General features: G+C 61.8%; 19 protein-coding genes and 6 pseudogenes. 8 read left to right on the top strand and 17 right to left on the bottom strand.

Annotated elements, in window-relative coordinates; all coding sequences use genetic code 11:
• The first annotated feature begins 240 nt into the window (after positions 1-240).
• From acnB to ACYCFC_RS06645, 8 genes and pseudogenes are all read left to right on the top strand, one after another.
• Positions 241-2,850, top strand: coding sequence for a bifunctional aconitate hydratase 2/2-methylisocitrate dehydratase (gene acnB / locus ACYCFC_RS06680; RefSeq protein WP_459653483.1), 2,610 nt, complete (start codon positions 241-243; stop codon positions 2,848-2,850).
• A 27-nt stretch (positions 2,851-2,877) separates the two neighbouring features.
• Positions 2,878-3,126 (top strand): OadG family protein, encoded by a 249-nt coding sequence (locus ACYCFC_RS06675; RefSeq protein ID WP_131647862.1) that lies wholly within the window; start codon positions 2,878-2,880, stop codon positions 3,124-3,126.
• A gap of 19 nt (positions 3,127-3,145) precedes the next feature.
• Positions 3,146-4,927 (top strand): sodium-extruding oxaloacetate decarboxylase subunit alpha, encoded by a 1,782-nt coding sequence (gene oadA / locus ACYCFC_RS06670; RefSeq protein ID WP_459653482.1) that lies wholly within the window; start codon positions 3,146-3,148, stop codon positions 4,925-4,927.
• A gap of 10 nt (positions 4,928-4,937) precedes the next feature.
• Complete coding sequence (locus ACYCFC_RS06665) at positions 4,938-6,074, top strand: sodium ion-translocating decarboxylase subunit beta (RefSeq protein WP_313314363.1); 1,137 nt, start codon at positions 4,938-4,940, stop codon at positions 6,072-6,074.
• A 121-nt stretch (positions 6,075-6,195) separates the two neighbouring features.
• Positions 6,196-7,002, top strand: a pseudogene (locus ACYCFC_RS06660) (IS5-like element ISPst7 family transposase); the annotation flags it as partial.
• 79 nt (positions 7,003-7,081) lie between these two features.
• The gene (locus ACYCFC_RS06655) at positions 7,082-7,231 is read left to right on the top strand and encodes a hypothetical protein (RefSeq protein WP_459654038.1); all 150 of its coding nucleotides are present in this window, start codon (positions 7,082-7,084) and stop codon (positions 7,229-7,231) included.
• Positions 7,232-7,288: 57 nt separating this feature from the next.
• A complete protein-coding gene (locus ACYCFC_RS06650) occupies positions 7,289-8,497 on the top strand; it encodes an MFS transporter (protein WP_459653481.1) in 1,209 nt (402 codons plus the stop codon).
• Between the two features lie 18 nt (positions 8,498-8,515).
• Complete coding sequence (locus ACYCFC_RS06645) at positions 8,516-9,535, top strand: LysR family transcriptional regulator (RefSeq protein ID WP_459653480.1); 1,020 nt, start codon at positions 8,516-8,518, stop codon at positions 9,533-9,535.
• Here the strand turns inward: ACYCFC_RS06645 and ACYCFC_RS06640 are convergent.
• From ACYCFC_RS06640 to ACYCFC_RS06560, 17 genes and pseudogenes are all read right to left on the bottom strand, one after another.
• Positions 9,455-9,619 (bottom strand): annotated as a pseudogene (locus tag ACYCFC_RS06640) (TrbI/VirB10 family protein); the annotation flags it as partial. The gene ACYCFC_RS06645 and the pseudogene ACYCFC_RS06640 overlap by 81 nt on opposite strands.
• A 605-nt stretch (positions 9,620-10,224) precedes the next feature.
• A complete protein-coding gene (gene trbG / locus ACYCFC_RS06635) occupies positions 10,225-11,217 on the bottom strand; it encodes a P-type conjugative transfer protein TrbG (protein WP_126190226.1) in 993 nt (330 codons plus the stop codon).
• Entirely contained in the window at positions 11,214-11,918 is a 705-nt protein-coding gene (gene trbF / locus ACYCFC_RS06630; RefSeq protein WP_126190225.1) for a conjugal transfer protein TrbF, read from the bottom strand. The genes trbG and trbF overlap by 4 nt, the downstream gene beginning before the upstream one ends.
• Before the next feature lie 9 nt (positions 11,919-11,927).
• On the bottom strand, positions 11,928-13,112 hold the full coding sequence (gene trbL, locus ACYCFC_RS06625; RefSeq protein WP_126190224.1) for a P-type conjugative transfer protein TrbL: 1,185 nt from the start codon (positions 13,110-13,112) through the stop codon (positions 11,928-11,930).
• Between the two features lie 309 nt (positions 13,113-13,421).
• Positions 13,422-14,153, bottom strand: coding sequence for a P-type conjugative transfer protein TrbJ (gene trbJ / locus ACYCFC_RS06620; protein WP_126190223.1), 732 nt, complete (start codon positions 14,151-14,153; stop codon positions 13,422-13,424).
• On the bottom strand, positions 14,153-16,594 hold the full coding sequence (trbE, locus tag ACYCFC_RS06615) for a conjugal transfer protein TrbE (protein WP_459653479.1): 2,442 nt from the start codon (positions 16,592-16,594) through the stop codon (positions 14,153-14,155). The genes trbJ and trbE overlap by 1 nt, the downstream gene beginning before the upstream one ends.
• Positions 16,595-16,610: 16 nt before the next feature.
• Positions 16,611-16,880 carry a VirB3 family type IV secretion system protein gene (locus ACYCFC_RS06610; RefSeq protein ID WP_126190222.1) on the bottom strand — a complete coding sequence of 90 codons (270 nt, stop codon included), beginning with the start codon at positions 16,878-16,880 and terminating at the stop codon, positions 16,611-16,613.
• Positions 16,877-17,056, bottom strand: a pseudogene (locus ACYCFC_RS06605) (TrbC/VirB2 family protein); the annotation flags it as partial. The pseudogene ACYCFC_RS06605 and the gene ACYCFC_RS06610, both read right to left, overlap by 4 nt.
• A 1-nt stretch (position 17,057) precedes the next feature.
• Positions 17,058-17,579, bottom strand: a pseudogene (locus ACYCFC_RS06600) (type IV secretory system conjugative DNA transfer family protein); the annotation flags it as partial.
• 214 nt (positions 17,580-17,793) lie between these two features.
• Positions 17,794-18,054, bottom strand: coding sequence for an EexN family lipoprotein (locus tag ACYCFC_RS06595; RefSeq protein WP_255962133.1), 261 nt, complete (start codon positions 18,052-18,054; stop codon positions 17,794-17,796).
• Between the two features lie 145 nt (positions 18,055-18,199).
• On the bottom strand, positions 18,200-18,349 hold the full coding sequence (locus tag ACYCFC_RS06590) for a DUF3363 domain-containing protein (RefSeq protein ID WP_459653961.1): 150 nt from the start codon (positions 18,347-18,349) through the stop codon (positions 18,200-18,202).
• Positions 18,332-19,642 (bottom strand): annotated as a pseudogene (locus tag ACYCFC_RS06585) (relaxase/mobilization nuclease domain-containing protein); the annotation flags it as partial. The pseudogene ACYCFC_RS06585 and the gene ACYCFC_RS06590, both read right to left, overlap by 18 nt.
• 433 nt (positions 19,643-20,075) lie before the next feature.
• Positions 20,076-20,636, bottom strand: a complete 561-nt coding sequence (locus ACYCFC_RS06580) for a S26 family signal peptidase (RefSeq protein ID WP_459653478.1) — start codon at positions 20,634-20,636, stop codon at positions 20,076-20,078.
• Positions 20,637-20,697: 61 nt separating this feature from the next.
• Positions 20,698-21,342, bottom strand: a pseudogene (locus ACYCFC_RS06575) (replication initiator protein A); the annotation flags it as partial.
• Between the two features lie 11 nt (positions 21,343-21,353).
• Positions 21,354-21,647: a helix-turn-helix domain-containing protein gene (locus ACYCFC_RS06570; RefSeq protein WP_399866503.1), complete on the bottom strand. Its 294-nt coding sequence runs from the start codon at positions 21,645-21,647 to the stop codon at positions 21,354-21,356.
• Positions 21,648-21,708: 61 nt separating this feature from the next.
• Positions 21,709-22,527 carry a DNA -binding domain-containing protein gene (locus tag ACYCFC_RS06565; protein WP_459653477.1) on the bottom strand — a complete coding sequence of 273 codons (819 nt, stop codon included), beginning with the start codon at positions 22,525-22,527 and terminating at the stop codon, positions 21,709-21,711.
• 677 nt (positions 22,528-23,204) lie between these two features.
• On the bottom strand, positions 23,205-23,516 hold the full coding sequence (locus ACYCFC_RS06560; protein WP_313304922.1) for a DUF736 domain-containing protein: 312 nt from the start codon (positions 23,514-23,516) through the stop codon (positions 23,205-23,207).
• Between the last annotated feature and the right edge of the window lie 428 nt (positions 23,517-23,944).

The following is a 23,944-nucleotide window of genomic DNA, read 5'->3' as shown; positions in this document are numbered from 1 at the left end:
TCGATTCACGCCGGGTTTGTTTTGACCAATTTGAGTTTGACAACGAACCGTATGCAACTTACTTTCTGTACGTTTATCCATATTTTGTTCATATTTTTGGAATTCGCCTCGACATCTTAAGCGCCGCAGGCTGCAAGATAGGCCCTGTTCGATTCTTAACGCTCGGTTTGCTTTGCCCCCTCGGCTTTACAAATTAACCCGACTATCCGGCCTGCTTTCAGGGCTGCATGAGAAAACATTGTGCTCGAAGCTTATCGAATTCTACTCGGACAACGCGCCAGCCAAGGACTTCCTGGCTTGCCGCTGAACGCCGAACAGACCGCAGGCCTGATCGAACTATTGAAGAACCCGCCAGCCGGCGAAGAAGCCTTCCTGGTCGACCTGATCACCAACCGCGTCCCTGCCGGTGTCGACGAAGCTGCCTACGTCAAGGCAGGCTTTCTCTCCGCCATCGCCAAAGGCGAAGCCACCTCTCCACTGATCAACAAGCAACGCGCCGTTGAACTGCTGGGCACCATGCAGGGCGGCTACAACATCGCCACCCTGGTCGAGCTGCTGGATGATGCCGAGCTGTCCGCGGTGACCGCCGAGCAACTCAAGCACACCCTGCTGATGTTCGACGCCTTCCACGACGTCGCCGAAAAAGCCAAGGCCGGCAATGCCAACGCCAAGGCCGTACTGCAGTCCTGGGCTGATGGCGAGTGGTTCCAGAACCGCCCGGCGCTGGCTGAAAAGATCAGCCTGTCCGTGTTCAAGGTCACCGGCGAAACCAACACCGATGATCTGTCACCAGCTCCAGACGCCTGGTCGCGCCCCGACATCCCACTGCATGCCTTAGCCATGCTGAAAATGGCCCGCGACGGCATCAACCCGGACGTTCCCGGCTCGGTAGGCCCGATCAAGCAGATGGAAGCACTGAAGGCCAAGGGCTTCCCGGTCGCCTACGTCGGCGACGTGGTCGGCACCGGCTCTTCGCGCAAGTCCGCCACCAACTCGGTGCTGTGGTTCTTCGGCGACGACATCCCGAACGTGCCGAACAAGCGCGCGGGTGGCTTCTGCTTCGGCACCAAGATCGCCCCGATCTTCTACAACACCATGGAAGACGCCGGCGCCCTGCCTATCGAGTTCGATTGCTCCAACCTGGCCATGGGCGACGTCATCGACGTGTATCCATACAAGGGCGAAGTGCGCCGCCACGGTAGCGACGAGCTGGTCACCACCTTTGAGCTGAAGACCGACGTACTGCTGGACGAAGTCCGCGCTGGCGGTCGTATTCCGCTGATCATCGGTCGTGGCCTTACCGACAAGGCGCGCGCCGAACTGGGCCTTGGTCCGGCCAACCTGTTCAAGATGCCGATCGCCCCGGCTGACAGCGGCAAGGGTTTCACCCTGGCGCAGAAGATGGTCGGTCGCGCTTGCGGCCTGCCGGAAGGCACGGGCGTGCGCCCAGGCACCTACTGCGAGCCGAAGATGACTACCGTCGGCTCCCAGGACACCACTGGCCCGATGACCCGCGACGAGCTGAAAGACCTGGCGTGCCTGGGCTTCTCTGCAGATCTGGTGATGCAGTCCTTCTGCCATACTGCGGCCTATCCGAAGCCAATCGACGTCAACACCCACCACACCCTGCCTGACTTCATCAAGAACCGTGGCGGTGTCTCTCTGCGCCCGGGCGACGGCATCATCCACAGCTGGCTGAACCGCATGCTGCTACCGGACACCGTCGGCACCGGTGGCGACTCGCACACCCGCTTCCCGATGGGCATCTCCTTCCCGGCCGGTTCCGGTCTGGTAGCCTTCGCTGCCGCCACTGGCGTCATGCCGCTGGACATGCCGGAATCCGTACTGGTGCGCTTCAAGGGCGAAATGCAACCGGGCATCACCCTGCGTGACCTGGTCCATGCCATCCCCTACTACGCCATTCAAGAAGGCATGCTGACCGTCGAGAAGAAGGGTAAGAAGAACATCTTCTCCGGCCGCATCCTGGAAATCGAAGGTCTGAACAACCTGACCGTTGAACAAGCCTTCGAACTGTCCGACGCCTCTGCCGAACGTTCCGCTGCCGGCTGTACCATCAAGCTCCCCGAAGACGCAATCGCCGAGTACCTGCGCTCCAACATCACCCTGCTGCGCTGGATGATCAGCGAAGGCTACGGCGATGCCCGCACCCTGGAGCGTCGTGCCCAGGCGATGGAAGCGTGGCTGGCCAAGCCGAGCCTGCTGGAAGCCGACAAGGACGCCGAATACGCCGCCGTGATCGAGATCGATCTGGCCGACGTGAAAGAGCCAGTCCTCTGCGCCCCGAACGACCCGGACGACGCCCGCCTGCTCTCCAGCGTTGCTGGCGAGCAGATCGACGAAGTGTTCATCGGTTCGTGCATGACCAACATCGGTCACTTCCGCGCTGCCGGTAAGCTGCTGGACAAGGTCAAGGGTGGCATTCCGACCCGTCTGTGGCTGGCTCCGCCGACCAAGATGGACGCTCACCAATTGACCGAAGAAGGCTACTACGGCATCTACGGCAAGGCCGGTGCGCGCATGGAAATGCCAGGCTGCTCGCTGTGCATGGGCAACCAGGCACGTGTCCAGACCGGTTCGACCGTGGTCTCTACCTCGACCCGTAACTTCCCGAACCGCCTGGGTGATGCCACCAACGTGTACCTGGCGTCTGCCGAGCTGGCTGCAGTCGCCTCGATTACCGGCAAGCTGCCGACCGTCGAGGAGTACATGCAGTACGCGAAACAGATCGACACCATGTCTGCCGATGTCTACCGCTACCTGAGCTTCGACCAGATCGCTGAGTTCCGTGAGTCCGCGGCCAAGGCGAAGATTGACGTGGTCGCTGTTTAATTCGAACCTAACAAGGCGGTTTCCGTTATGACTTCTAACCAGCTCCTCTGGGAAGGCGTCGAACTTATGCTGTTCGGCTTAGGTTCTGTCTTCGTATTTCTTGTCCTACTTATCTATTGCATCCGGCTCATGTCGTTCTGCGTGGGTCGCTTCGAGCCAACGCCGACTCCGGTCATGCATGCAGCGCCGAGCCCTTCTGCCTTTATTGAATTGGATGGCGACGAGTTGAGCGCCATCCAGTCCGCTATTCATCAGCACCGCGCGCGCCGCGGTTGATCAGAAAGGGAGTTCGCTCATGAGTTCTGTCAAACAGCCGCTCGGCATTACCGACGTGGTGCTACGTGATGCCCACCAATCCATTCTGGCCACCCGCGTCCGTCTTGAAGACATGCTGCCGATTGCCGGCAAGCTCGATCAGGTGGGGTTCTGGTCGGTTGAATCCTGGGGTGGCGCGACCTTCGACGCGTGCATTCGCTATCTAGGCGAAGACCCGTGGGAGCGCATCCGTGAGCTAAAGAGAGCGATGCCTAACACCCGTCAGCAGATGCTGCTACGCGGTCAGAACCTGCTGGGCTATCGACACTACGCCGACGATGTGGTGGAAAAATTCGTCGAGCGGGCAGCGGTCAACGGCGTCGACGTGTTCCGCGTCTTCGATGCGATGAACGATCCGCGTAACCTCGAAACCGCGCTGCGTGTCGTCAAGCAGCAGGGTAAGCATGCCCAGGGCACTATCTCCTACACTACCAGCCCGGTGCATACCCTGGAGATGTGGGTCGATCTGGCCAAGCGGATCGAAGACATGGGCGCCGATTCGGTCGCGATCAAGGACATGGCCGGTATTCTTACGCCTTATACGGCCTTCGAGCTGGTTTCGCGCCTTAAGACGAACCTGTCGATTCCGATCCATATGCAGTGTCACGCTACGGCGGGCCTGTCGACGGCAGCCATCCTTAAAGCCGTTGAGGCTGGCATCGACAACGTAGACACCGCTATCTCGTCGCTCTCGATGACTTACGGGCATTCGCCGACCGAATCGGTGGTGGCGATTTTCCAGGGCACCGAGCGCGACACCGGGCTCGATCTGGAACTGCTGGAAGAAATCGCCGCCTATTTCCGCGAGGTACGCAAGAAATACGCGAAATTCGAAGGCACGCTCAGGGGCGTTGATTCACGCATCCTCGTCGCGCAGGTGCCTGGCGGCATGCTGACCAATATGGAAGGCCAACTGAAGGAGCAGGGCGCGCTCGACAAATTTGACCAGGTATTGGCCGAGATCCCCCGCGTCCGCGAAGACCTCGGCTTCATCCCGCTGGTGACACCAACTTCGCAGATCGTTGGCACACAGGCTGTCATTAACGTGCTCACCGGCGAGCGCTTCAAGTCCATCACCAAGGAGACCGCCGGCATCCTCAAGGGCGAGTACGGCTCCGCGCCGGCTCCCTTCAATACCGAACTGCAGCAACGCGTGCTCGGCGGCGCGCAAGTCATCACCTGCCGCCCCGCCGACCTGCTACAGCCGGAAATGGACAAGCTGACCGCCGAGCTGAAAGGCCTGGCTCAGGAGAAAGGCATCAAGCTGGCCAAGGACGAGATCGATGACGTCCTCACCTATGCGCTGTTCCCCCAGATCGGCCTCAAGTTTCTCGAGAACCGCGGCAACGCCGCCGCCTTCGAGCCGATGCCGACCGGCAACGAGCAGGCGCCACGCGAAGCGGGCGTATCCGAGCTTTACACCGTCGAGGTCAACGGCAAGTCGTACGTGGTACAGGTCAACGAAGGTGGCGACATCGAGGGACTCAAGCCGATCGGTGACGCTTCTGGCGCAACAGCTGCAACCGCTTCTGCACCGGCCGCTGGCACTGGTGAGCCTCAGCTGGCACCGCTGGCAGGCAATATCTTCAAGGTGCTCGTACAGCCCGGTCAGTCGGTTCAGGAGGGCGATCTGGTGATCATCCTCGAAGCCATGAAAATGGAAACTGAAATCCGTGCATTCAAGGCCGGCACCGTCTCGGGTGTAAACGTCAAGGTCGGCGACGCGGTGTCGGTGGGCGATAGCCTGCTGACCATCGCTTAAGGAGTGCTGCATGGATAAGTTGCTCAAGCTGTGGCACAGCACCGGTCTGTATCACCTGGAGCCCGGCCAGTTGCTGATGATCGTGGTGTGCCTTGCCCTGATCTATCTGGCGATTCGCAAGGGGTTCGAGCCGTTGTTGCTGATCCCGATCGGCTTCGGGGGCCTGCTCGCCAACATTCCGGTCGCCAACATGGCCGAGGGTGCCGGTATCCTGCACCTGCTCTACGAAGTGGGTTTGCCGACCAGCGTGTTCCCCCTGCTGATCTTCATGGGCGTGGGGGCGATGACGGACTTCGGTCCTATGCTGGCCAACCCTAAGACCCTGCTGCTCGGTGCGGCAGCGCAGTTCGGTATCTTCGCCACCTTGCTCGGTGCGTTGGGGCTGGCAGCGATGGGGATTCCGGGTATGGAGTTCAGCATGCGCGAGGCGGCTTCGATCGCCATCATCGGCGGTGCGGACGGCCCGACCTCGATCTTCGTTACCGCCAAGCTCGCACCGCACCTGCTGGGTCCGATTGCCGTGGCGGCCTACTCGTACATGGCGCTGGTTCCGTTGATTCAGCCGCCGATCATGCGAGCACTGACCACCAAGGAAGAGCGCGCCATCGTGATGACGCAGCTGCGCCATGTCGGTCAGGCGGAAAAGATCGTCTTCCCGCTGATGCTTGCCCTGATGATTGGCATGTTATTGCCGGATGCCGCTCCGCTGGTGGGCATGTTCGCCTTCGGTAACCTGCTGCGTGAATGTGGGGTGGTCGATCGACTGGCTGATACCTCGCGTAATGCGCTGATCAACATCGTCACCATCGGCTTGGGTTTGACCGTCGGCTCCAAGCTGTCTGCCGAAGCCTTCCTGCAGATGAAGACCCTGGGAATTCTGGTACTCGGCATGGTTGCGTTTTGTGGCGGAACGGCCGCCGGTGTGCTGATGGCTAAAGTGATGAACATGTTCAGCACGAACAAGATCAACCCACTGATTGGTTCGGCAGGCGTATCGGCCGTACCCATGGCTGCGAGGGTGTCGAACAAGGTGGGGCTCGAGGCGAATCCACAGAACTTCTTGCTCATGCATGCAATGGGACCGAACGTGGCGGGGGTCATCGGCTCCGCTGTTGCTGCGGGCATTTTGCTGAGTTTCGTAGGGTGACTAACCGCTAGGCTAAGGTATCACGTGTCGTCAGGAACACAACTACACCTGCCTAGGGACAGTCTGAAAAAGACTTTCTGATTTTGGCAAAATAGCCGAACGCCACCCACCGAGTTTTCTGATGAAGCAGATGACCTTCGCCGATGCCGAGTACGCCGGCAAGCGCAAGCAGACCCGCAAAGAGCTGTTCCTGATCGAGATGGATCGGGTGGTGCCGTGGAAGGGGTTGATTGCCCTGATCGAGCCGCATTACCCCAAGGGTGAAGGTGGCCGTCCGGCGTACCCGTTGATGGCAATGCTGCGGGTTCATCTAATGCAAAACTGGTTCGGTTATAGCGATCCAGCGATGGAGGAGGCACTGTACGAGACCACCATCCTGCGGCAGTTCGCGGGGCTGAGCCTGGAGCGTATCCCCGACGAAACCACCATCCTCAACTTCCGTCGCCTGCTGGAGAAACACGAACTGGCTGCTGGCATCCTGGCCGTGATCAATGGCTACCTGGGTGACCGTGGCCTGTCGCTGCGCCAAGGCACCATCGTCGATGCCACGCTGATCAATGCGCCGAGTTCGACCAAGAACAAAGACGGCAAGCGCGACCCAGAGATGCACCAGACCAAGAAGGGCAACCAGTATTACTTTGGCATGAAGGCCCACATCGGCGTCGATGACGAATCGGGCCTGGTGCATAGCGTGGTAGGTACGGCGGCTAACGTGGCGGACGTCACCCAGGTCGACAAGTTGCTGCATGGCGAGGAAAACGTGGTCTGCGCCGATGCGGGTTATACCGGCGTCGAGAAGCGTGCCGAGCATGATGGCCGCGAAGTGATTTGGTAGGTGGCAGCACGGCGCAGCACTTACAAAAAGCTGGGCAAGAGCAGCGCGCTGTACAAAGCCAGACGCAAGATCGAGAAATCCAAGGCTCAGGTACCCCTCGACGCAGGATCCTGCTTACGAGCAGGCGCTTCGCACCTCACTCACCCAGATCATGGCCGACAAGGACGCACCTGTGCGAGCCCTTCTCGATGCATCGCAGGTCAAGCGCACCCTGAAGAGACCCGTTGGCGACACCTCGCCCATGTACGACCGAATGGGCATGGAGCTGGCGGTTGGCCTGAACACCTGGCTGACCGAACAGGATGTCAGCCTCGATCTTTAACTCAGCGCGACGCGGTCCAGCGACCGCGTCCAGCCTCCTTCCTGGAGCGGCGATACTATGAATACCCCGTATCCCAACAAGCAACTTCCCATCTACCTGATCGCACTCGGTGCATTTGCGCTGGGCATGGCCTCCTATGTCACAGCAGGCCTGATTCCCCTAATTGAGGCCTCCTTTTCCGTTTCGGTCGCTGTGGCTGCGCAGCTGGTGACCGCCTTTACCCTCGCCTATGGCCTTGGCTCGCCGATATTCGTTGCGCTGACCCCACCCGATCATCAACGCACCGGTTTGCTGTTCGCCCTTGGATTGTTCGTTCTGGCAAACGCGGCCAGCGCCCTCGCAGCAGGCTTTGCCGAACTGGTGATCTGGCGGGCCGTGGCCGGAATAGGCGCCGGCGTCTACCTCGCCATGGGCATCGGCGCCTCAGCAGCGCTCTCATCGCCCGAGCGGCGCGGAAAGTCGATCGCCATCATCATGGGAGGCATGGCGAGCGGCGTTGTGCTGGGAGTTCCAGTGGGTTTGATAACTGCAGACAGCTTCGGCTGGCAAGCTGCACTTTGGCTCGTCACCTTGCTGGGGTTGTTAGCTTTTGCGGGCCTGGCATTGATGTTGCCGAGGCTGCAAGCGGCGCCCACCAGCTCCCTGGGACAAAAGCTCAGGATCCTTGCCGATGGGCACGTGATGACCATACTTCTTATTTCCCTACTAGCTGCCGTTGCCAGTCTGGGCATGTATACCTTTATCGCTCCACTGCTCGCCGACCCGGAACTCGGTGCAGTCCGCTCGGTAACGCCTTATCTCTGGATCTGGGGCATCGGCGGCGTACTCGGCAGCTTTCTGGTGGGCCCGGTTGTCGATCGAGTCAGGGGGCCCGTGCTGGTCTTCGCCATTATGGTGATCCTCTCGGTCTCCTTGTTCCTCTTACCGGTTTCGGCCACGCTCGGCACATGGCTGGTCATGTTGCCGATCATGGCATGGGGCGCCGTAGGCTGGGCCCTGCAGGTACCGCAGAACAACGAACTGATACAGGCCAGGCTGGCACACGGCGATGGCAACCTTGCCATCGCGCTCAACGAATCGGCGCTGTACCTGGGCAGCGCCATAGGTGCGGCCGCCGGAGGCTTCGTCCTGCTGCTACAGATGCCCACCTGGACGCTGGCCGCCTGTGCCGGCTTGATCGCCTTACTCGGCGCACTGCTTCAGATTCTCAACCTTCGTCGTCAGCGAGCCTGGCCGCGCACAGTCCAACCTGAAACCAACCATTGACCTAGCCGGAGGTGCAAGTTGGAGCTTCGTCATCTTCGCTGTTTCGTGGCCGTCGCCGAGGAGCTGCATTTCGCACGGGCTGCCGAACGTTTGCATATGGAGCAATCGCCCTTGTCGCGGACCATCAAGGACTTGGAGTACCGCTTGGGTGTGCAGCTGTTCGAACGCACAACGCGCCGAACGCGTCTCACCTGGGCCGGCACGGTCCTGTTGCAGGAAGCCCGGCGTGTCATTGCGGTCGTAGAACAGGCCAAAGCGAGCGTGAAAGGCGCCGCTTCGGGTTACCAAGGTCAGCTACGTATTGCCCTGTCCGACGGCGTCCCGCAATTGCGGCTGGCGTCCCTGCTCGCGCTGTGCCGCGAGGAAGACCCCGACATCGAAATCTTCCTGCGTGAAGTGCCGTCTGCAATGCAGACCAGAGGCCTGCTGGACGATCTGTTCGATGTCGGTCTGTCGCAAACCGCAAACCAGGCTGACGGGCTGCTGGCCGTGCCCGTATGGCATGACCCGCTTGTCGTTACCCTGCCAGCACGCCACCAGTTGCTCGCCCACCGCGAGATTCCACTGGAGGAACTCGCCGGGCACCCATTGGTGCTCTGTGAGCCTCAAGTCTGCGAAGGGTTCTGGCAGCAGCTACAGCTCGTACTACAGCCTATTGCGCCCAGACTGACCATCGCGGAGAGTGTGCCAACCCTCGATCTGATGATCGCGTTGGTAGCCGCCGGTTACGGTCTGGGGTTCTCCAGCCTGGCGCGAATTTCAGAGCTCCACAATCCGGACATCGCCACCCGTCCCCTGGCGGGCCAGAGCACGCTGACCACCTACTTGGTCCGTCGCAATAGCGAGCCGTCAGCACCATTGGATCGTTTTATCGACCGAGTGGCACGGGTTGCGTGCGGCATGGATGCCCGTTGCCGTGTCGTAGACCGGCTCAGTCACGGTACCGATGATGTCGCCTGGAAGATCGGACTTTATGCCGGTCACCAGCGCGCCGGCGATGACCGTGCCCGCCATAACCTGATAAGGCGATGCCGGTAGCTGCAGGTCCCCTGTGTTGCGTGTGGCCCTGGTGTCCGGACGCAGGAACTGTTCCTTCTGCTGCTGTCGATTCTGCACAGCCATCGGATCGGTTGGCTGCGCCACTTCCGAGCTCGACACCGTCGCCAGCGGATCAAAAGCCGCCAGCATGGACGCTTGCGCCGTTCGCTCTGACGAGGCGTTTGCAGTTGAAGCAGAACGCCGACTGTCGGTTTGAAAAAACAGCGATGAGCCAGCCGCCTCTTCGGCCTCTTTCAATCGCGCCAGTCGCTCGGCCTCGGCGGGATCCTGGCCGGCTGGCGTGTATATGGGTACCGCGGGCCGCTGGAACTTCAAGATGGCTGGCCCGAGGTCGCCCGGAAGCGGAGGCCCCAGTTCAGGAGGGTGCGCCAAAGATGTTGGCGGTAGCTGAGAGTAGTCTGTCGGCAAACTCTCGAGCCCCTCGGAGCGAGAGACGCGATCGACGTTGTATAGCTCGGCCGGGCCGTGACGTTCGCGTCGCTCCGGAGGCCGCAGCGACCAGATCGTGGCACCCAGCACAGCGACAGCGAGTCCACCTACAAGCGCTGCCAGAGTACGCCGGCTCAAGCGTTTGACGGGACGTGGCTGAGCGCGCAACGCCACCGCTTCCGGCGGGACCTTATCAACCGGTGGCGCTAAGCGCTCGGGATTGTCTTCCTGGCTCATGCTTATCGCCCTCGCGGCAGACCGTCGGTACGCTCGATACGCACCACGTCGCCCTTGTCTGCCCCCAGGCGCAGTTCAGCTGCACCGAAAAGCCGGTCGACGATGTAGTACGGCGAGCGGAAGCGGTAGTTGACCAATTGCCCATCGCCCTGCGCGCCAATCACGAACATGGGCGGCAGTTCGCCCTGAGCGATGCCGGCGGGAAACTGGATGTAGACCTTTTCGCCGTCATCAAAGGCCCGCAGCGGCTGCCAGGGTGGGTTGCTCCCGCTGATCACATAGCGAAAGCGGATCCGCTCCAGTGAAAGACCGGCATCGACCGGTGCGCTAACCTGTGCGGCCCGTGCCTGACGCTGCAGCGCCAGCATCCGGTCTTTCGGATAATTCCAGGAAACCGAGGCCATCCAGGCTTTTTCGGTAGAGGTCAGTTCGATCAGGTAGGTCCGCCGGCTGGTTGTAATCACCAGGTTGGTTTTCAGGTTCGAACGTATTGGCTTGACCAACACACTGACGCGCAACGCGTCGCCAGCACCGCTGAACGTATCGCCGACGATCCAGCGTACGGTGTCGCCAGCGGCCACTGTCACCAGCTCCTCTCCTTCCTGCAGCCCGATCACCGTGACCCGCCCCGGCGCGGCATATACCTGATACAGCGCCCCTTCGCTGTACGGCCAGACTTGGATGGCATTGATGTACCCCTCGCGGGTAGGGGGCATTCGGGCCTCGCGGTTCGCCTGGGTAACGCGTCGCTTCTCATCGGCCGGCTCCGGCGAGGTCTGGTTATTGGCAGCGCCCGGTAGAGGTTTCATCTGCGCAGGCATCGGCAACACTTGCGGTACCTCGACGACTGCGATGGGCTTCGGCGGCTCGGGCAGCGGTTGCGCCTGCACGGGCTCGTTGAGCGAGATACGCGGCGCCGGCTTGCCTTGAGTCGCACAACCGGCCAACGCCAGTACGATGGCCGACAGCGTAACCGCGGGGCAGAACAGGTTCATGGCTTTGCTCCTTCAGACGCATCCAGTTCGCGGCTCCAAGACAGCCCGTTGACGTAAATACCCAGCGGGTTTTTGCGCAGACGTTGTTCGGTGCGCGGGGTCTGCTGAACAATGGAAATCACTGCGTTCCAGCGTTCGGTGCCGGCAGACCCACCGTTGACGAAGCGCTGCTCGGTCCAGCGCACGTTGAATGAAGCATCGCTGGCCCGCACTACGCTGATCACCTGCACCGTGACAGACTCCTTGCCGACGCGGGCAAACGGATCCTTGTTGCGTGCGTAGTCGTTGAGCACGGCGGCACCGCGATCAGTGGTGTAGTTGTATGCGTCTAGCCAGTTCTGCCGAACGACAATCGGGTCGATCGACAGTGAGCGCACCAGGGTGACGAAGCACGCCAGGTGGTAGGCCACCTGGGCATCGGATGGCCGGTAGGGCATGGCGGCCTCGCCGACCGTCCGCACCTCGCCGCTGCTAGCGACCTCCACCACATAAGGCGTGACGATGGACTGTGCCGAGCGCCAAACCAAACCACACGCCATTAGCAGGGCAAGCGATAGGCAGCCAAAGGCCATGAGGCGCCAGTTTTTCGCCTGTACGCGCGCCGAGCCAATGCGCTCATCCCAAGCCTGCCCAGCGGCTTGATATGGTGTAGCAGGTTGCGGCGTTTCGGCGTAGCGCACACGTGGTCGTTTGAAGCGCATGACTCCCCCTTATCCATCTGCATCGCGCAGGTTCGGCCCACTGCCGGAGCCACCGCCGTCACCGCCGCGTAACGTGTGCGCAACGGTGGTAGCGGCATGGCTGATTTGCTGACGCTGCTGCAGGCGCCTGGCCCAGGCAGGTTGCGCCTTGGTATTGGTGAAGGCGTTTGCGGTGTTGCTCGGTGCAGCCGCGTGACCTGCGGCTGCTCCTCCGCCTGCTGTTGCAAACTGGCCTTCAAGCGTGCGCGCGCCTGCTGCGAGTTTTGCGCCGGACGCCATACGCGCCCCGGCGGCAACTGCGGTGCCTACACCGGTCGCTGCGGCGCCGACGCCCGCCGCCAGCCCGGCTGTGCCAAGGGCAGCACCGGCCATGGCCCCAGCACCTAATTGTGGTCCTCCGGAGATCAACCCGGTCGCGATGCCAGGGCCGAAAATGCCCAGAGCGAGTAACGCCAGTGACGCCAGCACGACGACCAGCGCATGATCAATGGAAGGCTCGTCGGGATGTACCTGGAACTCGGCGAACAGACCTGTGCCGATGCCAACGATTACGGCCAGCACCAGGACCTTGACGCCCGAGGACACCACATTGCCGAGCACCTTCTCGGCGAGAAACGCCGTTTTGTTCCACAACGCGAACGGCACCAGCACGAACCCGGCAAGCGTGGTCAGCTTGAACTCGATGAGGGTGATGAACAGCTGCACGGCCAAGGTGAAGAAACAGACAATGACCACCAGGTAGGCCAGAAACAGGATAACGATGGGTTCGAGATTGACGAACACCTCGGGGAAGCCGGTCAGTTTGCCGATCTGCTCTAGGATCGGCGCACCGGCATCGATACCCGCCTTAGCCAACTGCCCGGGGTGTAGAAAGCTCTCCATGCTGAGCGAGCCGGTTGCCGTCAGACCCAGCCCGGCAAAGGAGTTGAAGACGATGCCAGCCAGCCGGTTGAAGTTGCCAATGATGTAGGCGAAGGCACCGACGTAGAGCACCTTGCGGATCAGCTTCGCCATGACATCCTCGCCCTGGCCTGAGGCATGGCCGAGCGCCCAGTACAGGCCGGCAATCGTCATGTCGATGGCCACTAGCGTGGCGGTCAGGTAGGCAACTTCTCCTTGCAGCAGCCCGAACCCCGAGTCGATGTAGCGGGAAAACGTATCGAGGAACCGGTCAATGACCGTGACGTCATTCATGGGCAACCCCCTGACGCGCAAGCGGCCTACGGCTCTCATCGGGATAAACCTCAACGGGCCCATCGAATGTCGGCGGAATCGCGGGCAGTTGCCTTAGGGTTCCGAATTCGTCGGGGCCACCCTTACCGCTGAAAAAGCGGTGTCGATACACCTCGGCTGTAGCCATACTCGGCCTGCCGCCGACAGCTATGTGCAGTGCGTGTTGCGTCTCGCGCCGAATTGGATCGCCTGCCAGCCCATCCCAGGGTTGGTCGCAGGCGACCAACAGTCCGGTCCACAACACCAAAACATAGCGCATGGCCATTTCAGTCAGTTCCCGTAAAAACGGACGGGAAAGGGTGTATACGGCGTGCCGTCGCCCAAGAACCGGCGGCGGATTTCGCGGGCACGCTCGGTGGCTGCCGCCTGCCGAGCAAGCTCCAAAGAGGCGGCACGGTCCTGTGTAAGCTGAAGCTGCTGTGCCTGGATCGACTGTTTTGCCTGCAACGCCAACAGCTGGTTGGTGGCCTGCATGGCCTGCAGCGAGCCGCTGGCCGACTGGCTCTGTCCCACCAGGTCGGCTAACGCCCTCTCGTCGTCGGCGAGGTTGCCAGAGACCTGGGCCTGTACACGCATGGCGGTGTGCAGCCCATCGAGCGTGTACGCCCAACGTTTACGCGCGTCCCGGTACATCTGATCGCCGCTGATGGTGGACGCATATTCCTCTGGGTACAGCCGAGCAAGCTCACTGTCGAGGCTCTGCACGTCGTAGGCCAACCCTCGTGCCTCTGCGATCAGCTTCTCGCTTTTCGCCAGTGACGCATGCAGGCGGTTAAGGACGTTGTAATCGAGGCTCGCCAGGTTGCGTGCCTGATTGACCAGCATTTGCGATTCGTTCTGCAGCTGCTCGACCTGGTTATTGATCTGCTCCAGCGTGCGAACCGCTGTCAGCGTGTTCTGCACCAGGTTGGTGGGGTCGATGACCGTCATGGCTGAAATTGGCTGCACTGTCAGCAACGACCATGCAACAGCGAGGGGCCAGAAATGCACGCCTTTGCTCATCAAGCGTCCTCCTCCGGTTCGGTAGAAACAGCCGGCGGTGGTGCAGATGGCAGCAAGTCAGCCGCCCAGTCGAGGCCGCGATGACGCAGCCAGGCGCCGACGAACCCTGGCAGGCTGGCGTCGCGAAGCATCTGATCGATTGCTTGCTGGTCCTGTGGCGACGAGGCGCCGGCAAACGCAAGCGCAACCGGCCCAAGATCGAGGTCGAACAGGCGATTGCCTGCACGGGACTGGTAGTAGTAATCGCGCTTGGGCTGAGCATTAGCGACGATCTCGATCTGCCGTGCATTTAGGCCGAAGCCTTCATAGATGCTGCGAATCTGTGGCTCGGTTGCCTGCGAATTGGGCAGAAAAATGCGGCTCGCACAGCTCTCGATGATCGCCGGGGCGATGCTTGAATCCTTGATGTCGGCCAGAGACTGGGTGGCGAAAATGACGCTGACATTCTTCTTGCGCAGGGTCTTGAGCCACTGGCGGATGCGCGCGGAGAAGATCGGGTCGTCGAGGAACAGCCAGGACTCATCGAGGATCAGCAGCGTCGGCGCGCCATCGAAGCGTTCCTCCAAACGCGCGAACAGGTAGCCCAGCACGGCCAGAACCGCGGCCTTGCTAGGCATCAGCTCCTCCATTTCGAAGCACTGCACATCGGCCGTACTTAGGTAGTCGAGGTCGGAATCGAGCAGCTTGCCGTGCGCGCCACCGAGCACATAAGGCGCCAACGCCTGGCGTAGCGTGTTTGACTGCAGTAGCAGCGACAGACCGGTGAGAGTGCGCTGTTCGACAGGAGCCCCCCCGAGGCTGCCGAGCGCTGACCAGATAGCCACCTTTTCATCGGGGCCGACGGCCACTCCTTCTTGAAGCAGACGCCCTTCGACCCACTCAGCAGCCCGGCTACGACTGCCCTCCTCGTTGACACGTGCGAGCGGTTGGAAGGCGATCGCGCCATTACCGCCCAAGTCGTAGTGTTCGCCGCCCAGACCCAGCACGGTCGCTCGCATCGAGCGCCCCATGTCGAAGGCAAAAATCCGTGAACCCTTGTAGCGACGGAACTGCATCGCCAGTGTGGCGAGTAAAACCGACTTGCCCATGCCGGTCGGACCGACGACCAGCGTATGGCCAACATCGCCGACATGTGTCACGAGCCTGAACGGCGTCGCACCCTCGGTACGGGTCACGATCAGGGGTGGCCCGTCGAGGTGGGCGTTGCGCTCCGGTCCGGCCCATACGGCGGACAAGGGCATCAGGTGCGCGAGGTTCAACGTCGACACAACCGGCTGACGCACGTTGGCGTAGGCGTTGCCCGGGATGGACGAAAGCCACGCTTCCACTGAGTTGAGGCTTTCTGCAATGGTGACGAAGCCTCGTCCCTGTATGACGCGCTCCACCCTGCGAAGCTTCTCGTCGGCCAGGTCGGCGTCTGCATCGAGCACCGTCACGGTGGAAGTCAGGTAGCCAAAGGCAACCTGATCACTGCCCAACGCCTGGAGGGCAGCGTCCGCATCCGCCGCTTTATTACTGGCGTCGGTGTTGAGCAATGGGCTCTCCTGCTGGAATAGGGTCTCGCGCAGCAGCGCCAGCACGCTCTTGCGTTTGGCGAACCATTGGCGACGCAGGCGACCCAGCTCCCCTTCCGCCTCGTCCTTGTCGAGACATACAAAGCGTGTACTCCAGCGATAGGCAAAGCCCAGCCGGTTGAGGTCATCGAGGATCCCCGGCCAAGTTGAGGTCGGGAACCCACGCAGCGTAGTCACACGCAGGTGCTCATCGCCCAGCATCGGCGCCAAGCCACCTAGTAGTGGCACGTCCGTCAGCAGCATGTCGAGGTGGAACGGAACCTCCGGAACCCCGACGCGATGACGCCGTGTCGAGACGGTCGTATGCAGGTAGCTCAGCGTCTCACCATCATCCAACCAGCCGATCTCCGGCATCACGCCCGCGAGCAGGTCGAAAATGCGCTCAGTCTCGACAATGAAAGCCGTGAGGCGCTCGCGCCAGTCCACGCCGGCCGTCGAGGTGTTTTCATAGATCAGCTTGGCAGCGCGGGCACGCGACTCTTCTGGAGGCAGGTACTGCAGCGTGAGGTGGTAGCAGCTCTCGAAGTGGTTGCCACCTTCTTCGAACGCCGCGCGGCGCTCCTCGTCCACCAGCCACGACAACGGCTCGGGGAAGTCGGAGTGCGGATAACTTGCCGCCGGACAACGCTCGGCTTCGACGAACATCGCCCAGCCGGTGCCGAGCCGGCGCAATGCGTTGTTCAGCCGCGCCGTGGTGGCGACCAGCTCGCTCTGCGTCGCGCTGTCGAGATCAGGGCCGCGAAAGCGTGCCGTGCGCTGGAAAGAACCGTCCTTGTTCAGCACGACGCCGGGCGCAACCAGCCCGGCCCAGGGCAGCCAGTCGGCGAGCAGCGCTGGGCGTTGACGGTATTCGGTGAGATTTAGCATTGCAGCGCCTTCCCTTTCACACGTCCAGCAGCGGCTTGTGCTTGAGATGCCGGGCAAACACCTGCATGAACTGTGGATCGACGCGCGCGCCCCAGACCCCCAGCGCGTGGCCAATCAGCCACAGCACCAGCCCCGGCAGCCAGAGCTGCAAACCCAGCCCGACGGCCACCGCCAGCGTACCGTTGGCAATGGCCACGGTCCGCGGCGCCCCACCCAGCAGGATCGGCTCAGTCAGTGCTCGGTGCAGCGGCACCTCGAAGCCCGGCAAGTCGACTTCGGCGCTCATACAACCGCTCCGCCAGCGAAGCTGAAAAACGTCAGGAAAAACGACGACGCGGCGAAGGCAATACTCAGGCCGAACACAATCTGGATCAGCTTGCGGAAACCACCCGAGGTGTCACCGAATGCCAGCGCGAGGCCTGTGGCGATGATGATGATCACCGCCACGATGCGCGCGACCGGTCACCGCCGAGGCAGGCCAACTCAGCAAAGTGGGAACAACCAGACCGACCCCTTTGCCCGAGCGAGTCGGTGCAAAGGCAAGAACATGCTCAGGGCCCTCATGACGCAGGTAATGGTCGTCGTACAGCCCGAGAAGCACACCGGCCGGGCGGGTGAGCCCCGCCTTACGGATGTCTTCAGGTTCGGCCCAACGCGCCGAGCCGTAGGTGGTGACCTGACGCGACTGGCGGGCGCGCCATATCGACATGGCGATGGCGACGCCCACCGCGACCAGGCCGCTTACACCGGCGATGGTACCGCCGATGTCGAACACCTCCGGCGCATAGGCACCGAAGAAAAACCACCAGTCGAACAGTCGCCAGGGGTGATAAATCGGCGTTTCGAAAAGCTCGAACCACGGCAAACCCAAACGAGGCTGATAGCCCAGCGCAGCAGCCGTCCATTGCGTCGCGCTCCACACCCCGGCGATCACGACACCGAACACAACGGCAATTTGTCCGAACAGTACGTTGGTACCGAGCATGACGGCGCTCCCCCTTTTGCATGCAGCACGCTTGAGCTGGCTGCTTGGGGGGGAGCTTCGGTGCCGTTCCGGTGCCGGTCAAAGACCGTTATCGGAACAACAGTGGCCCAAAATGCACCAATGAAGGCTTGGGCTAGTGGCAACGAAACGCCGCAAGCCTGAACGCGTTGCGGCGTATCGGTGGGACCGTTGGAGATTTTGCGAGGGGTAACGCCTAGAATTTGGGCACCTCTTTCGACGGCGTATAAGGCACCCTTCCGTCCCCGATGAAGCGCCGGCGCGTTGCTTCGGCCACTCGATTGCACAAGGCATCACCGAGCTTGGCGCGGTCCAGCTTGCATTGCGGGCGCAGCTCTTCCAGCCGCGCAGGGTCGGCGGCCAGCTCGTCAACTGTCGGCAGCGGCGCCTCAGGTCTCCCGGTTTCGCCGCAGGCGGTGAGTGCCAGTGCACAGAGTATCGGTGTCAGGGTTCTCATGGCTCGTTTCCTCAGGGTTGCGGTTGAAAATTGAAAGGGCCAAGAATGCGTCCAGCCCCGCTAGCTTGAGTGCGTAGGCGACCAGATAGACGGTTGCGGAGGTCGCCCGAGAGCAGCCGACAAACAGAACAGCGTGACGAGGCCTTCAAATCCCAACACCGCGGGACCTTCCAAGCTCCCAAGAAACCGAATTACCCCGTGCCGTTGCGGCAAGCTGCTGACCCAGGCGCGGCTCAATGACAGGTTTCCACGGCACCAAGCTGAACGCCTTACCGTTCGCCTGGCCCTTGGTGATCGCCAGATGATGGTCGCAACGGTACAGACCATCGCCCGCGAGTGCGGCGATGGTACGGTCCGTCTCCCGTATCTTGGCCGAGCCGCGTACGCTCACCACCGAGCCGGTCGGGTAGTTGGCCAGTTCGTCGCTCGCACTGAGGGAGACGTAGTGCGCTTTGCCATCCAGACCATCGACGACCAGATAACCTCGGTCACCGAGCTCATCGGATAAGCCTTTGGCGACCACCCGCCCTGTGACTGCAACCCCGTCCTCTTTTGGCGCGAACACGGCCAACTCGCGCGACCGTCCGCTCATGGCACGCTGCAGGGTGCGAATGATGTCGCCTCGCTCACCCAGGGTGCGCAAGGTTGTCTGCGCGTCGGCCTGAATGGACCATGTCCCGGGCCGGACCTCTTCAGCCAGTCCCATTTGCTGTAGTCGCTGGAGACGGCCAATCAGTGCCAGGCGCTGGCGTTGCAGCGGCGGCTGGTTAAAACGTTCGATTCGCAGCGTCCGCTCAGGCCCGGCTTCCAGGCACAACGTGCGATCCAGGCTCGTCCAACTCTCCTGGTTCACCTCACGTTGCAAGGATTGCTGAAGTTCCAACTCGGTGCGGGGGCCGAGCCATTCGGTGGCCAGTTCGGCGGCCCGACGGCGGAAGCCGTGGGCGATGTAGTCGCTGGCAATGATGAGGTCCTTGCCGGTGTCATCGCGTCCTCGAACGACGAGGTGTGTATGCGGGTTGTCGGTGTTCCAGTGGTCTACCGCCACCCAGTCCAACCGCGTACCCAGGTCAGCCTCCATACGCCCCATCAGCTGTCGGGTGTAGGTGCGCAAGTCGTCCAGTTCGGCCCCGTCCTCCGGTGCGACAATGAAGCGAAAGTGATGGCGATCATCAGCACATCGCTCCCGGAACGCGCCCAAATCAACCTCATCCGTCAGTGTTCCATAGGCTCGGCCTGCTTCGCCGTCGCGTCCCGCGCCATCACGCTCGATATAACGCAGGTGCTTGGCCAACGATTGCGGGCTTGCCTGGCGCTGATTGACCAGCAGGGTTTTGATGGTCACCCGGCGTGAGAACGGTGTGAGCGAGGCGCCTGCGAAGCGCGCTGCCGTGTGCCCTCGCCCGAGGCGCGAGCCCGGCCGCTGACCGGCGTGTTGTCCCTTGCCACCAGCCAGTGCTGGACGCCGCACAGCTGACTTCCCACCGGCCTTGCCGACCTGCTTGAGCACCTTGGAAACGAAGCCCTTATCGCGACTCTTCGGCGCACCAGGGCGAAGGCGAAAGTCATCATCGCGGCGGTCGGTCATGACGGTGACCTCAGCAAGCAGAGGCGAAGCCCGGCGTGTGAGGCACGCAGAAAGGCCAGCATTAGTGCGCCTTGCACGCCATATACGGCACGGCGAAGACGCAGCCGGGTGCCGCACCTCCCCCACGTGCAGACTGGCGTTGCGACCGTCCGGGTGCCGCCCCCTTTTGTCTTGCCTTCCGCCTTTGCCAGCCGCAAGTGCTCCAGGCATCGGTGGTCTGTCGCGGCTGTGTTGCTCGCGGCGAGGTCGCCGATGGACATCGCAACGGCCGCTAGCTGCTTATGCTCAAGGCAAGACGGCTGCACGCAGGTTGGCTGCGCCGGTTGCAATCCGTAGCGCGATGCGAACACGTCCGTGCTCGCACGACGATACGAAGGCAGGCGCAAGTCCTGGGCCCGACTTGATGCGACAGGGGATAGCGAGTCGGCGCGCTTCATTGTTCCGCTCCCAGCCCAAGCGAATGCGCAATACCGAGCACGGCGGAGGTATCAACCGGTCCGAAATAACGACTATCGAACGACGCCGGATTGGTCGGGCTCAGCAGAAACAGCTCACCGGGTCGAAGCCGCCGGCACCCCGACCAAGCCTGCAGATGCCGACCCATCCTGTCAGCATCCAGCGCTACAGCCACGGCAGCGTTGTCGATGTGCACGGTGCGGTCAGCAATGCACACATGCTGTCCTGCCACCGCAGCCACGCGCTTGAGCAAAGGAACGTCTAACGGCAGGTATCCGCGCTGCGCTGCAAGCGTTGCGGCGGCGTCCGGGAGGCGAATCAGCACAATGCGGCCAACAGGCCACGCGTTAACCTGCCGCCCTGCCGAATCGATTCGATACCAACCAACCGGCACGCTGTCCGAGGCGTTGTAGACGAACCGGACATCGGGGCGTATGAAGGCCGACCACGCCAGTGCCGCTAGCCCACAGGCGCTAAGCGCTGCGACCACAAGGCGACCACGGCCTCGTGACGATTGATACAGGTCGGCAATGCTCATCACTGCAGCCCCCGCCTCGTCAGCCAGGCGGAGTGACGCTCGGCGGTGTAGACGGGCATGGCCAGCCGTCCGGCTGCTTCCCACCATGCTTGCGAACCAAGCGATATAACCAACGTTCGATCCCTCCGGTGAGCCGGAAGTAGGCGGGGTCGATGGTCAACACCAACGCTGCATCTAACACACCCGCGAAGAACCAGTCCGGCAGGATCAGTTCGATGCCCAACGGCGTACCTCGAGCGTCGGCCAGTTCCTTCCACTCGTTGATCCAGGAAAAACGATGCAGCCGCCGCCCGGTCGTCTCGCGAATAGACGTGGCCACCGTGGTCGACTGCAGGCGATCCAAAGCCGCCTTTAAGCGCTGATAGTCGCGCAGCGACACACCGCGCCCGATGAAGCGCAAGATCTCGTAGGGCGTCGCGCGCATCAGCCGTGACGGAGCGATGCCGGCATCGCGAGCCGCCACGATCTGGCTGGCCGCCCAGATCAGGATGTCGGCATCCCAGATTGTCGCAATGCCATATTCCTGAGTGCCCTCCACGCGGACCGTGACGCCAGCCGTGCGGAAGTCGATTGGCGTCGTACGCCGCGACTTGGATAGCGAGAAGAACGGATGTGCCATCAAGTCCTGGCTGTCGCGCGGCGCCATGTCGCCTGGCAGCGCGCGGAACAGGTCGAGCTGGGCACGCTCGTGCTCCGAGCTGGCCATACGGCCGCCAGTCAACGCGCACGGCTGTCAGCCGAGTGCTGCTCGGCATATTCAGGATCGGAGGTGGCCTCGAAACTGTGCTGGTCGGCCCAGGCATCGAGGTCGACGATGGCATACATGACACGGCGACCGAACTTGCGAAAGCGCGGGCCACCGCCGATCACACGTTGCTTTTCCAGCGTACGTGGCGACAGGCGAAGGTAGGTGGCCGCCTCTTCGTTCGTGAGGTAGCGCTGCGGCTGGACAGCAGCAAGTTGCATCGATGTGCCGGGCGCAGCAGCAGGCTGCACAGGAGCAGGTCGCATAAGGTAAACCTCCAGCATTCAGGACAGTCGGCCGCACCAGTGCAGCCGGATGGAGCCAGTCTCAGACAGCTGGACTCCCCTGCTCAGGGTCGTTTTGGTGATGGCTCGGAACGGCCCTCCCCTGCAGGTCGAGCCGTGCCAGACGCCGATAATCATCGAGCATTAACCTTCGGCCTCGCCGGACCAAGCGGCGAACCTTCGATCGCAGACTCGCGTCGGCATGCCAGCCCTGTGTTACCGCCGCGGAACCAAAGAGGCACAAGGCGACCTCCCGTAGAGAGGCACCCGCCAGGCTGGCATCCAGCGCTTGCAAAGTGTGCAGTTCAAGCAAGGCGGTGGCGCTCGGCCTAGAAAAAGTCTGTGCGAGTGGCGTGGTATGGGATCCAGCGGCCAGTTCGTTCAGCGCTTCAGTCATGACGCGCGCACGAGCCCCTGGTAGGCGGCCTGGGCGCATGGCGACAACGAACGCGTCGCCATCTTTCAGGCCAGGCGCCATTGCCAGCCTGATCCGGCAGGCGGAAATACTGGTGGCCACGCGCAGACATAGACCGTCATGGACTAGGCCCTTGCGGCCCGGAATGCGCCAGAAATTAAATGCTGCCGCGTCGGGTGTGGCATAAACGTCGGGGTGGAGCTGGACCAGCCTTGGATGGTCGACAAGCCAGAGCGGATGCGCGTCGCGGGCGTCCAACCCCGGATCTTCCAGCACACGCAAACCCCAGCGGTGCGCGGTCGCAGCCCGGCGCACGCAGTCTTGCCAGTCACGCCGGTACTCCGGGTTTCTGCGCAGGTACTCCCAGGCAAGAGCATGCTCATCGAGGTGCAGAAGGTAGAGATAGGCCGCGGTGGGACACTTCTGCTCGGCGTTGCGATGAGCCATCGGCCAACCTCCCTGCTTCGAGATAGCCGCCCCTGGCTCGCAACGGAAAAACGACGGCCGCTATGCGAAGACCAATAACGCCGGAGCGCCAGCCGAACCATCTGTTCGCGACACGAAACAAGGACGTGCAGTGCTGAGCCATCCTGCATCGTTCGGGGGTTAAACAATGACCCGATAGGTCAGGCTTACGTCCGTAGAAGACAGAAACACCGATTCAGACACTGCCGGTCTGACCGCTTACGGTTAGTCACAAATACGCTTTTGCAGGGATGGGTTTGTGCACGAAACCGCCGAGCTGCCGATACGGATTTGTGCATCGTTCCAAGTGCACGAACCCTCATACGGGCGAAACCGTAAAAGAACCAAACCGGAAACCCGGCTTTGCGTGGCTCTGTAAAGATGTAAAAGCACTTTGACATTTCTGTCCGAAACGGCCACCAATACTTTCTGAAAAAGCACGAAAACGTCATTGCAATAGAAAGATTTTCCCCATTCAGGCGCGACCGATCGAGCGAGGCCTGAGCAGAGCCAGCTAAAAAGCGGCCTGAATCGAGTACGCCGGCGTGGCCGAGCTCTGGAACGTATTGCCGCGCTGGATAGCATTGTTCACGACGCCGGCACGTTCGGCTGTAGTTCCGTAACAGTGCCCCGCCACAACGGGCGGGGCGATGAGGTGGTCAGGCCACCGACTTGCTGCGCGACCAGATTAGGTTGTGCGTACCGTTCTCCTCTTCTATCAGACGGGCGTAGATCGTTGCCGGAAACGAAGGATCATCCAGGGTCACGGACAGGTATGCCCGATCGGCCTGGCTGACTTTCTCCCAGGCCGCGCCGATGTCGTAGCCACCGGCCGTCTGGATGCGATAGTCGGGGGCGTTTTCGCTGCTCCTGTCGTTGGGAACGAACTTGACCTTGACGTTGAGCGTCAGGGTGCGAACAGTGCCGGTGAAGCCGTCGTTCTGTGCGGTGAAAGTGCCGATGTTGGCCATGGTGATTTCTCCTTTCGGGGTACCAAGGTCGCGCCCATCGCGTCCTTGTTGTGAACCGGCAGACGGAGGTCGGGCAGGCCGCACCGCACAGCGGCCGCAACAACGTGGAGGACCGAGAGGCGCACAGAATTTGTGGGTGAGGAATCCGCACAGCGGAGGGGAAATTGTTTGCGCCGAACGGTTGCTGCCATGAAGCCCGAGGCACAGCCGTACCACCGTCAGGATTCACGACAAGCCAAGGACGCAGCGGGGCGAACTTTCCCGAAAGGAGTGCGGCCAACTCGGACCTACAGCAGGACGCTTCACCGGTTTGCTCCCTAAAGCGGGCAAAAAAGGCCTGCATCGCAGACGACAAGCGAGAGCGCCTTTGCGCACTGCAGGAACTTGCTTGAGGCGTGATGCCCATGTTGGCTGGCGGGCAAGACGAG

It is taken from the genome of Stutzerimonas sp. NM35, from assembly GCF_054604355.1.
The sequence above is the reverse complement of the archived record's forward strand: the minus strand, read 5'-3'. Positions and strand labels throughout refer to the sequence as shown.